The sequence below is a fragment of the Fundicoccus sp. Sow4_D5 genome (genome assembly GCF_052116365.1).
Lineage (GTDB): Bacteria > Bacillota > Bacilli > Lactobacillales > Aerococcaceae > Fundicoccus.
On the sequence record NZ_JBQKLF010000001.1, the window covers coordinates 395,471 to 409,466 of the forward strand.

13 protein-coding genes are annotated in these 13,996 nt (G+C 36.3%); 12 read left to right on the top strand and 1 reads right to left on the bottom strand.

The features are described from left to right. Window positions 1-31: 31 nt before the first annotated feature. From rpsO to ACTQ45_RS01965, 4 genes are all read left to right on the top strand, one after another. Window positions 32-301, top strand: a complete 270-nt coding sequence (gene rpsO, locus ACTQ45_RS01950) for a 30S ribosomal protein S15 (protein ID WP_441750251.1) — start codon at window positions 32-34, stop codon at window positions 299-301. Window positions 302-469: 168 nt separating this feature from the next. Then, complete coding sequence (gene pnp / locus ACTQ45_RS01955; RefSeq protein WP_441750252.1) at window positions 470-2,569, top strand: polyribonucleotide nucleotidyltransferase; 2,100 nt, start codon at window positions 470-472, stop codon at window positions 2,567-2,569. 218 nt (window positions 2,570-2,787) lie between these two features. After that, entirely contained in the window at window positions 2,788-4,476 is a 1,689-nt protein-coding gene (locus ACTQ45_RS01960; RefSeq protein ID WP_441762815.1) for a ribonuclease J, read from the top strand. Window positions 4,477-4,489: 13 nt separating this feature from the next. Continuing rightward, the gene (locus tag ACTQ45_RS01965; RefSeq protein ID WP_441762816.1) at window positions 4,490-5,089 is read left to right on the top strand and encodes an energy-coupled thiamine transporter ThiT; all 600 of its coding nucleotides are present in this window, start codon (window positions 4,490-4,492) and stop codon (window positions 5,087-5,089) included. A 252-nt stretch (window positions 5,090-5,341) separates the two neighbouring features. Here ACTQ45_RS01965 and ACTQ45_RS01970 read toward each other — a convergent pair whose 3' ends face one another. Then, window positions 5,342-5,701 (bottom strand): hypothetical protein, encoded by a 360-nt coding sequence (locus ACTQ45_RS01970; protein WP_441762817.1) that lies wholly within the window; start codon window positions 5,699-5,701, stop codon window positions 5,342-5,344. Window positions 5,702-6,060: 359 nt separating this feature from the next. On the opposite strand from ACTQ45_RS01970, the gene ACTQ45_RS01975 reads away from it, so the two are divergent. From ACTQ45_RS01975 to ACTQ45_RS02010, 8 genes are read left to right on the top strand one after another with little or no spacing between them, the layout of a single operon-like run. Continuing rightward, window positions 6,061-6,384 (top strand): hypothetical protein, encoded by a 324-nt coding sequence (locus ACTQ45_RS01975; RefSeq protein WP_441750256.1) that lies wholly within the window; start codon window positions 6,061-6,063, stop codon window positions 6,382-6,384. Beyond that, the gene (locus ACTQ45_RS01980) at window positions 6,374-8,380 is read left to right on the top strand and encodes a V-type ATP synthase subunit I (protein WP_441762818.1); all 2,007 of its coding nucleotides are present in this window, start codon (window positions 6,374-6,376) and stop codon (window positions 8,378-8,380) included. Before ACTQ45_RS01975 ends, ACTQ45_RS01980 begins: the two co-directional genes overlap by 11 nt. 1 nt (window position 8,381) lies before the next feature. Continuing rightward, window positions 8,382-8,858: a V-type ATP synthase subunit K gene (locus tag ACTQ45_RS01985; protein ID WP_441750258.1), complete on the top strand. Its 477-nt coding sequence runs from the start codon at window positions 8,382-8,384 to the stop codon at window positions 8,856-8,858. Window positions 8,859-8,876: 18 nt separating this feature from the next. Further along, complete coding sequence (locus tag ACTQ45_RS01990; RefSeq protein ID WP_441762819.1) at window positions 8,877-9,461, top strand: hypothetical protein; 585 nt, start codon at window positions 8,877-8,879, stop codon at window positions 9,459-9,461. Between the two features lie 11 nt (window positions 9,462-9,472). Continuing rightward, window positions 9,473-10,489 carry a V-type ATPase subunit gene (locus ACTQ45_RS01995; protein ID WP_441750260.1) on the top strand — a complete coding sequence of 339 codons (1,017 nt, stop codon included), beginning with the start codon at window positions 9,473-9,475 and terminating at the stop codon, window positions 10,487-10,489. Further along, window positions 10,473-10,790: a V-type ATP synthase subunit F gene (locus ACTQ45_RS02000; RefSeq protein ID WP_441762820.1), complete on the top strand. Its 318-nt coding sequence runs from the start codon at window positions 10,473-10,475 to the stop codon at window positions 10,788-10,790. Before ACTQ45_RS01995 ends, ACTQ45_RS02000 begins: the two co-directional genes overlap by 17 nt. Before the next feature lie 36 nt (window positions 10,791-10,826). Beyond that, window positions 10,827-12,605 (top strand): V-type ATP synthase subunit A, encoded by a 1,779-nt coding sequence (locus ACTQ45_RS02005; RefSeq protein WP_441763023.1) that lies wholly within the window; start codon window positions 10,827-10,829, stop codon window positions 12,603-12,605. Beyond that, entirely contained in the window at window positions 12,605-13,993 is a 1,389-nt protein-coding gene (locus ACTQ45_RS02010) for a V-type ATP synthase subunit B (RefSeq protein ID WP_441762821.1), read from the top strand. The genes ACTQ45_RS02005 and ACTQ45_RS02010 overlap by 1 nt, the downstream gene beginning before the upstream one ends. Window positions 13,994-13,996: the final 3 nt, after the last annotated feature.

Consider the following 13,996-nt stretch of genomic DNA (forward strand, 5'->3'; position numbering starts at 1 on the left):
GCATATTAAATAAAGGAAGAGGTGGAATGAGATGGCAATATCAAAAGAACGCAAGAATGAGATTATGAAAGAGTACGCAACTCATGAAGGAGACACTGGTTCTCCAGAAGTACAAATCGCCGTATTAACAGCAGATATTAACTCTTTAAACGGACACATTGGTACTCACAAGAAAGATTTCCATTCATACCGTGGCTTAATGAAAAAAATTGGTCACCGTCGTAACTTATTAGCTTACTTACGTAAGAAGGATGTTTCACGTTACCGTGAATTAATCCAACGTTTAGGTTTACGTCGTTAATTCAATCAATTAAGGATGGCCTAACCGCCATCCTTTTTGTGTATATAGAATACAATCGGATGCAGTCTACTATTCAAGTATGAGTTAGTTGTTTAATAATTAATTGATATTTGTATAGTAGTGCAATTTGCTCCGAAATCAGAAATTAAATTATAGAGGAGAGTTAATATGTCAGAAAAAAGAATTTTTAGTACAACTCTTGGTGGACGCCCCTTATCTGTTGAAGTTGGACAAATGGCTAAACAAGCCAATGGTTCAGTATTAGTACGTTATGGTGATACAGTTGTTTTATCAGCTGCTGTTGCTTCTAAGCGTCCATCAATGGGAGACTTCTTCCCCTTAACAGTCCATTACATTGAAAAAATGTATGCAGTAGGTAAAGTGCCAGGAGGATTCATCAAAAGAGAAGGTCGTCCTACAGAAAATGCGACATTAACTAGTCGTTTAATTGACCGACCAATTCGTCCGATGTTCCCAGAAGGTGTTCGTACTGAAATTCAAATCACTAACACTGTTTTATCTGTCGATCAAGACTGTACCCCAGAAATGGCAGCAATGCTAGGCGCATCTTTATCATTAGCAGTTTCAGACATTCCTTTTGACGGCCCAATCGCTGGTGTTAACGTTGGTCGAGTGAATGGCGAATTCGTCATTAACCCAACAACAGCTCAAGTTGAAGAGACTGATATTGAGCTAACAGTTGCTGGTACAGACACTGCAATAAACATGGTGGAAAGCTCTGCAAAAGAAGTTTCAGAAGCAGATATGTTAGAAGCATTACTATTTGGACATGAGACAATTAAAGAATTAGTTGCCTTCCAAAAAGAAATTGCTGCTGAAGTTGGTAAAGCGAAGTTTGAATTCGATATTGCACAAGTTAGCCCAGTTGTTTCAGAGCCTTTAAACTTATTATTTAAAGAACGCATGATTAATGCCATTCAAACTGAAGAGAAAAAAGCACGTGAAGCTGCAATTGCTGAAGTAATGGATTCTGCTAAAGTTTACTTTACTGAAAAATTTGCTGATGAAGCTAATTACGATGCTTTAATGAAAGATGTTAACACAGCATTACATGATTTAGAAAAAGATGAAGTACGTCGTTTAATTACCCATGAAAGAATTCGTCCTGATGGCCGTAAAATTGATGAAATTCGTTCATTAGCATCTGAAGTAGGTTTATTACCTCGAGTACACGGTTCTGGTCTATTCACACGTGGACAAACTCAAGCACTTACCGCGGCGACTCTGGCACCATTAGGAGAGCACCAAATTATCGATGGTTTAGGCACAGAAGAAGCTAAACGCTTTATTCATCACTACAATTTCCCTAACTTCTCAGTGGGTGAAACAGGTCGTGTGGGTAGTCCGGGACGTCGTGAAATTGGTCATGGTGCTTTAGGTGAACGAGCGTTATATCAAGTGATTCCGACAGTTGAAGAGTTTCCATACATGATTCGTTTAGTATCTGAAGTTTTAGAGTCTAATGGATCATCTTCTCAAGCAAGTATCTGTGCAGGCACTTTAGCTTTAATGGATGCAGGTGTTCCTATTAAAGCGCCGGTTGCTGGTATTGCAATGGGCTTGGTAATGGACGGAGACAATTATTCAGTTTTAACGGATATTCAAGGTCTAGAAGATCACTTAGGAGATATGGACTTTAAAGTTGCTGGAACTGCTACTGGTATTACTGCTTTACAAATGGATATCAAAATCCAAGGAATCACGAAAGAGATTTTAGAAGAAGCCTTAATACAAGCTCAAAAAGCTCGTTTAGAAATTTTAGATGAATTAGTGAGCACAATTGCTGAACCACGTGCAGAATTAAGTCAATATGCACCAAAAATTGATTTAATTACAATCAAGCCAGACAAAATCAAAATTGTTATCGGTAAAGGTGGAGAAACAATTAACTCAATTATCGATGAAACTGGCGTTAAGATTGATATCGATCAATCTGGTACAGTCAGCATCGCTTCAGCTGATCAAGCAATGATTAATAAAGCAAAAGAAATGATTGAACTATTAGTCAAAGAAGTAAAAGTTGACGAAGTCTATGAAGGAACAGTAAAACGTATCGAAAAATTCGGTGCTTTTGTTGAAATTCTTCCCGGTAAAGATGGTTTAGTCCATATTTCTGAATTAGAACACCGCCGAGTGAATAATGTAGAAGATGTATTAACATTAGGCCAAAAAATTCAAGTGAAAGTGATTGAAATTGATGACCGCGGTCGTATCAACTTATCACGTAAAGTTTTATTAGAAAAATAACAAATCCTTAATTAAGTAGATGGCTAGTTTAAGTAGCCATCTACTTTTTTTTTCATTTACATTGAAGTATGCTATAATATTCAAGAACATACGAAGTGGCATGTATTTATCTTTTAATTATATAAAGGTTGATTTTCTCATAAAGGCAAGTAAAAGTCGACGCTATCTTTATTTAATAACATGTAATGAAAATGTAAATTAGAACAATGAGGTGCAAAATGAGTAATATTAAAATCATTCCTTTAGGCGGAGTCCGAGAGGAAGGGAAAAATATATATGTAGTAGAAGTAAATCAATCAATCTTTATTTTAGACTGTGGTTTAGTTTATCCGGAAGATGAATTGTTAGGAATTGACGCTGTCATACCAGACTTTACATACTTAGAAGAAAACGCTGATCGAATTGTAGGGATTTTCCTAACGCATGGTCATGCAGATGCGATGGGAGCTTTACCTTATTTATTAGGCACAGTTGATGCTCCAGTGTTTGGAACAGAATTGACGATTGAATTAGCAAGTATATCAGCTAAAGCGCAAGGCATAGAAGACAGATTAGAGAATTTCTTTAAAATTGATGAAGAAACAGAAATTGAATTTGATGATGCAACGATAAGTTTCTTTAGGACAACACATACAATTCCAGATTCTGTGGGAATCGTTGTATCAACAGATCAAGGTTCAATTGTATATACAGGTGACTTTAAGTTTGATGCAAGTGCATCGCCTCAATATAAGACCGCTTTTGGTCGCTTAACAGACATAGGTGAATCAGGCGTTTTAGCGTTATTAAGTGATTCTGCTGAAGCAGAAAGTTCTGTTGAAAACGCTAGTGACCTCGTCATTGCGGAAGATATTACAGAAACATTTCGTAATGCGGATGGTCGTGTGATTGTCGCAAGTATTGGTAGCAATATTGCTCGAATTCAACAAGTATTAGATGCAGCTTATCAATCCAAACGTACAATTTTTATGCCGGGTTCAGATATGTATGAAATTGTAGACGTTGCGATTAAACTAGACAAAATTCAAATTCCAAGTGTAAGCGTGATTGGGCAAACTAAGCAATTAGAAAAAACACCAGATCACCAAATCGTTATTCTTGAAACGGGTGGAACTGGTGAGCCGATTAAGACATTACAATCGATGGCTCAAGGTCGACATTCTGATGTAAACATTAAAGAGGGAGACTTAGTTTATCTAGCAACCACACCGTCTATTAAGATGGAAACTGTTCTTGCCAGAACCAAAGATATGATTTACCGTGCAGGCGCTAGTGTAAAAGAAGTAACCGATAATTTTAAAACATCAGGACACGGCGGTCCAAATGACTTGAAAATGATGATCAACTATATGAATCCTAAGTATTTAGTTCCAATTAATGGTGAATTTAGAATGCTTTCAGCTCACGCTAAGTTGGCTAATCAACTAGGCATCGATGATAGTAGAATATTTATACCAGCTTTAGGAGACGTCATCGAATTTGACGGGAAAAATGTTGTCATGAACAAACAAGTTCCAGCTGGAAATGTATTGGTTGACGGCATCGGTGTTGGAGATATTGGAAATGTCGTACTTAGAGACCGTCGTATTTTAAGCGAGGATGGTATCTTTGTTGTTGTTGCGACTATTTCAAGACGCTTAAAACGCATCTTGGTTGGACCACAAATTACTTCACGTGGCTTTGTTTATATGAAAACAAGTACAGATTTGATTGAAGCCTGTTCAGATATGACTTTAGATGTATTGGAAGAGCATATTGCGAGCGATGATTTCGATTGGAGCGAATTAAAAGGGGACTTGCGTGAAAAATTAGGCAAATTCTTATTTAAAGAAACCAAACGTCGTCCAGTTATTCTTCCAATAATTATGGAAGCTTCAAACTATCAACCTCAAAATAATAAAGACTGAGAGGGGTCACCAGATGAATAAACGATCGATTCGAGTAGTGATTGATATGCTAATTGCCATTGCAATTGGTGTTTCTGCTCATCAACTATTAGGTGTGTTATTAGCCACTTTTAATGGATATATTTTCCCAATTATTTTAATTCCATTAATTTGGTTAGCACTTAGACACGGTGCATCAACTGCGATTGTCGCTGCAGCGATTGCTGGCTTAATTAATGGTTTAATTGAGTTTCATTTTACAGAATGGATAAATATTATCTTGTATGAAATATTACCATTATTAGCAGCTGGTTTAGCAGGTTTCTTTGCTAAATATACACAGAAAACCTTAAATAATCGTCGTTTGAAATCGACTTATCTTAATATCGTAACAGCAAGTATATTGGTCACTTTTGGCTATTTCGCATTGCGATTTTTCATAGTTCCAATGGGGACTGGAGATCTTACGGAATTAGATATTGTCGGACTCAACTTTTGGATTAGTTTTATAATTACGGCGGTCCTAGCAGCGGTTATTCTATGTGCGATTGCTAAAACGATGCCCCGTTGGATTATTCCAGCGCGTAGCAAATACTTATCAAGAAAAGAAACGTCTTCATTATTAAATGATTAATTATTTAAAAACAATAAAATAGAAATATGTTTGACCATTACCATTAATTTCGGTAATGGTCATTTTTATATGAAAAATTAATATGTTCTAACAACTTAAAAAAATATAAGGAATATTATAAGTGAATAGCATAAAAAAACTACCTGTCATTTCATCAAGATTGATGATAACGGGTAGTTATTTGGAGCGGAAATACAACTCCGTGATAAATTAACTTATAAGGGGATAACAAATAAGTTAATATCGAAGCTTCTAACCAATGTTGGCAGACACGGTTAGAATTCGCTCTAAATCTAAGATTAAGCTTCGATTTTGATTTAGCTCATTTAATATAATTCGACGATCTGGTCGAACTGTAGATTGGACTGTAACTAATGTAGTCCTTTGGTTAATTTTATGATTGCTATCATAATATTCATAGGTTATAAAAAGAGGTTGCATGGATACGTAGTGGTCGTGCAATTTATTTTCTACAAGATATAAAGGCATAATAAAAGTATCATGACTGAACTGTGTTGTTTCTCTTAAAAAAGGCGCAAACACTGTCTCTGTATATTGGTGTAATTGTTTGACTAATTTGTTAGCTGGTGCAAAAGAAATAGGTAATTCCATCGCAATACCTCCTAGGCTTGTGTTTTATTGAATGTTAAATATAAACAGATGAAAAAAAGAGTTGGATTGTGATTAGTTAACTGTGTTAATAATTAGTTAACATCTATCTGCTAAATTAAAAATCTGGATAAAGGATTGATACAATCGATTTCTCGCTCTACAAAACGAACGTCTGTTTGTATTTATATTATACGAACAGGCGTTCTGAAAGTCAACAGTTATTTTTAGTAATGTGAAAAGTAATGTTTTTTAGAAAACGATTACCAAATAAAAAAAGTATTAAAAACCTGTAAACATCAGTGCTTTTTGTTATAATTAAAATGTACGTTATAAATAGTCTAATTATAGGGGGTGGTTGTATGCCGAAAACAACTTTACAAGTTATTCAAGCAATTGAAGATGAAGCAAGAAAAATAAAGCTTATCTATGATGAAAAAATTGCAGAGTCTCGGCTTGAGATTGAGGATAAGTTGGCAGAAGACGAAGTGATTTTTGATCATGAAACTGAAGTAATGTTGTCTAATTTACGCGAGAAACAGGAACAAGAATTGAATGAAGCAGAATTAAAGTTGAATAGAACAATTGAGACTAATAAACAAAAACGAGAACAAGCGTTAACAAATCGTAAAAATGATCTTGTTCAACAAATTGTTCAGGAGGTGGTGAGTAGATATGGCGATTAGTCCAATGAATAAAGTGACGTTGCTTGCTCCTGAGACGGAATTGGATGCTGTCTTAAAAGTAGTTCAGGAGTTACAACAAGTACAGATCATCAATCTTAACGAATTAAAAGATTGGAAAACTGTTAATAATGAAACACTAGAATTAATAGACGATTATGACCAAACGAACGAAAAACCCTTAACTGACCAAGAAATACTGCAAGAGTTGACAAAAAGACGACAAAGAATTGAAAGAGCGATTCTTCAGATCGAAGATTATATAACGCAGCCATCTTTTTTCGAAAAATTGAAACAAGCAAAGCCCTCTGTTACTTTTAATGAAATTGAAATGAGTGGCTCAACATTTGATGAATACCATATTGTTGATCGCGTCAATCATTTAACTGAAACCTATAACGATTTAGGAGAAAAAATCATTTCGACTAAAAATCAATTAGAAGGCTTAAGAAAATGGAAACCCTTAACAGTTACCCCTAATGAATTAAATCGATTTCAATACGTTCGAGCATTAGTTGGGACGATACCTAGTACGAATGAAGACCAATTTATCAATTATATTCGTGAAAATGTCGATTTGGAACATGAGACAGTGTTTATTGATGAACATGATTATGGAGTTATTATCTTTTTAAAAGATTACGAAGATAAAGCAATTATTCAGGATTTAAAAGATTATCAATTTACACCGTTTGAATATACCTCTAATAAATTACCAGCGGAAAAAATTATTGAATTGGAAGAGAGTATTAAGCGTAATAAAAAGAATCGGGAGGATATTCTCAACGAATTAAAAAATTCACACAGCTTACTTGCAGAGTTGAAATTGCAATATGAATATGTTGCTAATCTAAGTTTTAGAGAACAAGCAAAATTACAAATTGCTAGAACTCAACACTTAGTTTCTGTACAGGGCTGGCTAGAAGTTGAAAATACAGAAGGTTTTCTTTCTTTACTCAAACGAAATTTTGGAGAAAAGATTGTCGTAAAAGTAGCTGACATCTCTGATGCAGATTTGGACAGTGTACCGACTAAACTTAAAAACAATGGTTTAATCGAGCCTTTCGAAATGTTAACGACAATGTATGGTCTACCTAATTATCGAGAAATAGATCCAACTCCATTAGTAATGCCTTTCTTTTTCATCTTTTTTGGCATGATGGTGGCAGATTTTGGTTATGGCCTCTTACTAGCAACAGTCACCGCAATCCCCTTAAAGTTATTAAAATTAAATCGTTCTCAAAAAAACACCGTAAAATTAGTCCATATACTTTCTTGGTCCATTATTCTATGGGGCTTAATATATGGTTCATTCTTTGGTTTTACGATGCCATTCCAGTTAATTGATATTAATAATGATATAACCATTGTAATGATATTGTCCATCGGCATTGGCTTCGTCCATCTACTTATTGCATTCGGACTCAATGTTTACTTGAAAGCACAGGATAGGAAATTTGCTATAGCTTTTACTGAAGGTTTAGCCTGGATACTTATTATATTGGGAATCATTATGCTAATAATAGGGAATTTCTTTCCAGCATTATCAGCGTTATCCACTGTAGGTGGAGTTATTGCAGGATTAAGTCTCATTGGTATTTTCATTGGAAGCATTATAGATGCCGGTAGTATCACTGGTATCGGTGGTGGATTACTTGGCTTGATTAATGGGGTCAGTTACTTTGGTGATGTCATTAGTTATTCAAGATTGATGGCCTTAGGACTTTCAGGTGTGAGTATCGCAGCTGCATTTAATATGATTGTTGCTTATTTACCCCCAGTAGGACGATTTACTATAGGTGCAGTTATTTTTATGGCTTTACATATTTTCAATTTATTTTTATCGATGCTAACTGCAGCTGTTCACAGTCTAAGGTTAATTTTCGTAGAATTTTTCGGGAAATTTTACACAGGAAATGGCAATCCATTTAAGCCCTTAAAAACAGAAGAAAAATACGTAGATTTACAACAAAATACTAACAGTACGGAGGAATTGTAATATGGAATATATTTCAAGTTATTTTAGTCAATACGGTGGTGCTTTTTTTGCCGGATTGGGAGTCTTTTTAGCTGTCACTTTATGTGGTGTTTCATCCGCTAGAGGATTAGGTCTAGTCGGACAGTCAGCAGCAGCTTTGTTGAAAGAAGAACCAGAAAAATTTGCGCAAGCTTTAATTTTACAGTTAATGCCGGCATCACAAGGCCTTTACGGATTCGTAATTGGTTTCTTAATTTTGACAAACATCACGACAGATATGGCATTGAGTACAGGCGTTAGCTATTTTGTAGCTGCATTGCCGATTGCGGTTGTGGGCTATTATTCAGCAGGTAATCAAGCTGACGTTGCTGTGTCATCAATGGGTATTTTAGCTAAGAGACCAGAAGAGAATAGCCGTGGGATAATCTTGTGTTCTATGGTTGAAATGTACGCTATCTTAGCCTTCGTAATTTCATTTATCTTACAATCCAATGTTTAATTAGAGAGGACGTATTATATGAGCGAATTAACTCAATTAAAAGATTCTGTCCTAACCCAAGCGAATGAAAAGGGCCAACTAAAACTTGAGAGAGCTCAGCAAGAACATATCAAAGAATACGAACATAAACGAGAGCAATTGTTACATGATAAAGAAGTACTTAGACGGCTTAAAATTAATGAATTAAAAGGCGAACATATGCGTAAAATGCAACAAATATCCAACCAACAGCGCCTGACTTCATTAAATAGTAAGCAACAAGTTTTAGGTACTTTATTTAATGGAGCAGTTGACATGCTAACTGCGTGGTCTAGTGAAGAACACCTGTCGTTTATGAAAAAAGTTCTTACTAAGTATGAAGATGCTGATTTAACTTTAAAATTCGGGAATCTCACAAGAGAAGTGCTAACAGATGAGGACTTAACTCATTTCTCTGAGCAATTTCCAAATGTGAAAATTTCGGAAGAAACCTATCCTAGAGAAGGTGGATTTGTATTAACAGAAGATCGAATTGACTATAACTATTTATATACAGAATTAGTTAACGATACTCGTAAAGCTATAAACCTAAGCGTAGCAAAAGAAGTATTTGGTGAAGAATAGGGGGAGTGTTTGTGGACGCTGAACAATTTACAGAACTTAATACACTCATTAGCGTTAAAGAATCAACCCTGCTATCCAAAATAGATATTGAAAAATTAATAAACGCTGTTGACGAAGAAAGTTTACATTTACTTTTACAGAATACGGATTATCGATTTAGTTTGAGTGATTTATCTGACACTTCAAGAATTGAAAATCGACTAATGAACGAGTTAATCAATGAATTTCAGTTCGCTTATGAAGAGTCACCAATTCCAGAAGTGGTTGATATTTTTGCATTGAAATTTATTTATCATAATTTGAAGATGTTACTCTTGATGCGGGCCACAGACAAGGATTTAAACCACTTGTTGATTCCGATTGGTCGCTTCTCGATGAGTGAATTGCGACACGTTGTTCAAACCTTAGAATCATCTGTGTTGGATCCATCAGTCGTGAAAGAAATTGAAAGTACCTGGAAGAGCTATGGCCATTATCAAGTAGTGGAAGCCTTGGACATAGGTATGGATAATGCCTACTTTAAACATTTACGGCAAATTGAACACACTCTTAATCACCCAGACATTACTAATTTAGTCAATGTTTTGATTGATTTTTACAATGTCATTTCGGTTAGAAGAGGTTTAGACCATGATTCAGCAATGAGTGATTTAATCGAAATCATGTCTGACGATGGATCGTATGATTCGAGAACGTTTGTTCAAATGGTTGAAAATTCACAATTACACGTTTGGTTTGATTCAATTAATCAATTACCCTTTGATAAATCGTTTGCATTTTATCAAGATAAAATGAGAGACGGCTCCATTCAAAGTTTTGAGCTAGAGGAGCTCCAAAGTATTTATACTCATAGCTTTTTACATGAAAAGAGACGTGAAACGACAGGACCAATGCCAGTTTTAAGGTTTTTGTATGGTAAGCAAATGGAAGTGAAAAATTTGAGACTTATTTTGGCAGGTCGAGTCAATCAATTATCTAATGAACAAATTAAAGAGAGGATGAAACCGATTTATGGCGAAACAATATAAAATTGCTGTCGTAGGAAATGGTGATGCGATATTACCTTTTCAAATCATCGGTTTTGATACATATCCTGTCAATGAAGCTCAAGAAGCAGAGAAATTAATCAAACAGCTAGCTAAAAGTAATTATGGCATTATTTATTTAACTGAAAATATTGCAGAACTGCTTCCAGAACTGCTTCGTTATTATGATACACAAGTCACACCAGCAATAATACTAATACCGACACATAAAGGGCGTTTAGGAATTGGAGCTGCAAGAATTCAAGAAAATGTCAAAAAAGCTGTCGGGCAGGATATTTTATAGATTATGAAAAAAATACAAACACAAGGAGGGAATGTATTGAGTCAAGGTAAAGTGATAAAAGTTTCAGGACCACTTGTTGTTGCCTCAGGTATGCAAGATGCAAATATTCAAGATATTTGTCGAGTGGGTAAATTGGGACTCATTGGCGAAATCATTGAAATGAGAAGAGATAAGGCCTCCATACAAGTATATGAGGAAACATCAGGTATTGGACCCGGCGAACCAGTTATTACGACAGGTAGCCCATTATCAGTAGAATTAGGTCCAGGTTTAATTACTAATATGTTTGATGGAATCCAACGTCCATTAAAAGCTTTTATGGAAACCACAAAAAGTGATTATTTAATTCGTGGTGAGGAAATTGATGTCTTGGACCGTGAACAAAAGTGGCAATTTGTCTCAAGAAAAAATGAAGGTGACTATGTCCAAGCTGGCGATATATTAGGGGTCATTCAAGAAACTAAAGTTATTGAACACCGTATTATGGTTCCAGTTGGCAAATCAGGCACTATCAAGCACATAAGTTCTGGAGATTACACAATTAAAGATATCGTTTATGTCTTGAATTTAGACAACGGAGAGGAATTCGAAGGAACTATGATGCAAAAGTGGCCTGTTCGTCAAGGTCGCCCTTTCAAAAAGAAACTAATCCCAACAGAACCACTGGTTACTGGGCAAAGAGTTATTGATACTTTCTTCCCGGTTGCAAAGGGTGGAGCAGCAGCTGTCCCTGGTCCATTTGGAGCCGGTAAAACGGTTGTTCAGCATCAAATTGCCAAGTTTTCAAATGTTGATATTGTCGTTTATGTGGGCTGTGGTGAACGCGGTAACGAAATGACAGATGTACTTAATGAATTCCCTGAGCTAATTGATCCCAATACTGGAGAGTCAATTATGGAACGAACAATATTAATTGCGAATACGTCAAACATGCCAGTAGCTGCTCGTGAAGCGTCTATTTACACAGGAATAACGATTGCTGAGTACTTCAGAGATATGGGCTATTCAGTAGCGATTATGGCTGATTCAACTTCACGTTGGGCAGAAGCTTTACGTGAGATGTCTGGACGTTTGGAAGAAATGCCAGGTGACGAAGGCTATCCAGCTTATCTAGGAAGTCGAATCGCGGAATATTATGAGCGAGCTGGACGCATTGAAACGATTGGGTCTGAATCCAGAGAAGGGACTATCACGGCGATTGGAGCCGTTTCTCCACCCGGCGGCGATACGTCTGAACCTGTCACTCAAAATACTTTACGTATCGTCAAAGTTTTCTGGGGATTAGACGCTTCATTAGCTCAAAGAAGACACTTCCCTTCGGTTCATTGGTTAAATTCATATTCTTTATATTCCGATGACATCGGTCAGTACTTAAACAAAGAGTACGGTATCAAATGGAGTGAAAAAGTGACTCGGGCGATGAATTTGCTTCAAAGAGAAGATGAGCTGAATGAAATTGTACGTCTAGTTGGCGTGGAAGCTCTATCGGACCGCGACCGTTTAACACTTAATACAGCGAAAATGATTCGTGAAGACTATTTGCAACAGAATGCATTTGATGATGTTGATACATATACATCCTTTAAAAAACAAATTGCAATGTTAACGAATATTCTAACCTTCGACCATGAAGCTAATGAAGCAATTGATTTAGGATCTTATTATCAAGATATTATGAATGGAACCGAAGATTTACGTGATCGTATTGCCCGAAGTAAATTTATAAATGAAGAAAGAATCAGTGAAATAGAAGCCTTAAACCGAGAAATAGAATTAACAATTCGTCAAGTCATCCAAAGTGGAGGTGAGGACTGATGGCAAGAATAAAAGAATATCGTACAGCTAAAGAAGTCGTTGGTCCCCTAATGATTGTTGAAGGCGTCGAAGGCGTCAAGTTTAATGAACAAGTAGAAGTACAAATGCAGGATGGAGAAGTAAGACAAGGTCAAGTTCTTGAGGTTGACGAAGATAAGGCAATGGTTCAGCTGTTCGAAGGCTCAGCTGGCATTAACTTAGAAAGTTCAAAAATTCGCTTCTCTGGTCGTTCTTTACATTTACCAGTGTCTGAAGATATGATTGGTCGTGTCTTTGACGGAATGGGAAAAATTATGGATGATGGACCAGAAATCATTGCAGAAAAGCATCTTGATATTGATGGACAAGCGATTAACCCAGTCGCTCGTGACTTTCCAGACGAATTTATTCAGACTGGAATATCAGCGATTGACCATTTAAATACGCTCGTTCGTGGGCAAAAATTACCGGTTTTCTCTGGATCTGGTTTGCCCCATCAGGAATTAGCTGCTCAAATTGCAAGACAAGCAACTGTCTTAAATTCTGATGAAAATTTCGCAGTGGTTTTTGCTGCAATGGGAACTACTTTTGAGGAAGCAGAGTTTTTCGTGAATGATTTACGTAAAACAGGAGCGATTGATCGTTCAGTTTTATTTATAAATTTGGCAAATGACCCTGCAATTGAAAGAATTGCGACACCTAAAATTGCCTTAACCACAGCTGAATATCTGGCTTATGAAAAAGGTATGCATGTCTTAGTAATTATGACGGATATGACCAATTACTGTGAGGCTCTACGAGAAGTATCGGCTGCCCGTCGCGAAGTGCCAGGTCGTCGTGGTTATCCAGGCTATCTGTATACTAACTTATCAAGTTTATATGAAAGAGCGGGCCGTTTGGTGGGTAAATCTGGTTCAGTAACTCAAATTCCAATACTTTCTATGCCAGAGGATGATATTACACATCCAATCCCTGACTTAACTGGCTACATTACAGAAGGTCAAATTATTCTCGATCGCGACTTATACAATAGTGGGTATCGACCGCCTATTAATGTGTTGCCTTCACTATCACGACTGAAAGATAAAGGCTCCGGAGAAGGAAAGACACGTAAAGATCATGCGCCCACGATGAACCAGCTGTTTGCAGCTTATGCAACTGGAAAAGAAGCGAAAGAGCTTGAAGCAATTCTTGGGGAAGCGGCTTTATCTGCGACAGACCGTAAGTACGTTGAGTTTACAGAAAGATTTGAAGAAGAGTATATTAACCAAGGATTTTATACTAACCGATCAATAGAAGAGACACTTGATTTAGCTTGGGACTTATTATCATTGCTCCCTAGAACTGAGTTGAAACGAATTAAGGATGATATGATTGACGAATATCTTAGCGAAAAAGAGGGTGAATAACTC